The organism is Mariniflexile jejuense, from assembly GCF_042675665.1.
Classification (GTDB): Bacteria; Bacteroidota; Bacteroidia; order Flavobacteriales; family Flavobacteriaceae; genus Mariniflexile; species Mariniflexile jejuense.
In genome coordinates, this window is the sequence record NZ_JBHTJI010000001.1 from 161,237 (window position 1) to 162,514 (window position 1,278).

The 1,278-nt window shown below is 38.1% G+C and carries 1 protein-coding gene; it reads right to left on the reverse strand.

Features of this window, described 5'->3' with window-relative positions; translation table 11 throughout:
* On the reverse strand, window positions 1–1,278 hold a 1,278-nt coding region (locus ACFQ1R_RS00660), incomplete at both ends, for an HYR-like domain-containing protein (protein WP_379924152.1).

Genomic DNA, 1,278 nt, shown 5'->3' on the forward strand with positions numbered 1-1,278 from the left:
GCAGTATTACCAGCACAATCGGTATAAGTATATACCCAAACCATATCACCAGAACAAGCAATATCAGCAGGTGTTGTTTTTAACACAGGAGTTATAGCGTTACCATTAGCATCTAAAACAGTAGGTGTTGTAGGAGCTACTTTAGCATCAACTAAACAATTAACAGTAGAGCTACCATTAGCAGGCACTGTAAAAGGTGCCAATTCAATAGTGTAAGTATAGGTCCAATCATGCGTATTACCTTCACAATCTGTATATTTAAATGTGTATACGATAGAACCCTGACAGTCAGGAGTATCGGTTTTAGTAGGAGTCGCAGGTGTAATAGGGTTTCCACAAGCATCATTCACGCTAGGAGGTGTTGGTTCCACCGCATTGGCTAGATTCGTAACGGTTTGTGAACCATTAGCAGGCATTGTAAAGTCTGGTACATCAATGGTGTAAGTATATGACCAATCATGTGTATTACCTTCACAATCGGTATAAGTATATACCCAAACCATATCACCAGAACAAGCAATATCAGCAGGTGTTGTTTTTAACACAGGAGTTATAGGGTTTCCACAAGCATCATTTACAGTAGGTGTTGTAGGTGCCACTTTAGCATCAACTAAACAGTTTACTGTAGAGCTACCATTAGCAGGCATTGTAAAGTCTGGTATATCAATAGTGTAAGTATATGACCAATCATGTGTATTACCTTCACAATCGGTATAAGTATATACCCAAACCATATCACCAGAACAAGCAATATCAGCAGGTGTTGTTTTTAACACAGGAGTTATAGTGTTACCACAAGCATCATTTACAGTAGGTGTTGTAGGAGCTACTTTAGCATCAACTAAACAGTTTACAGTAGAACTACCATTAGCAGGCATTGTAAAGTCTGGTACATCAATGGTGTAAATATATGACCAATCATGTGTATTACCTTCACAATCGGTATAAGTATATACCCAAACCATATCACCAGAACAAGCAATATCAGCAGGTGTTGTTTTTAACACAGGAGTTATAGGGTTTCCACAAGCATCATTTACAGTAGGTGTTGTAGGAGCCACTTTAGCATCAACTAAACAGTTTACAGTAGAACTACCATTAGCAGGCATTGTAAAGTCTGGTACATCAATGGTGTAAATATATGACCAATCTGCAGTATTACCAGCACAATCGGTATAAGTATATACCCAAACCATATCACCAGAACAAGCAATATCAGCAGGTGTTATTTTTAACACAGGAGTTATAGCGTTACCATTAGCATCTAAAACAGTAGGT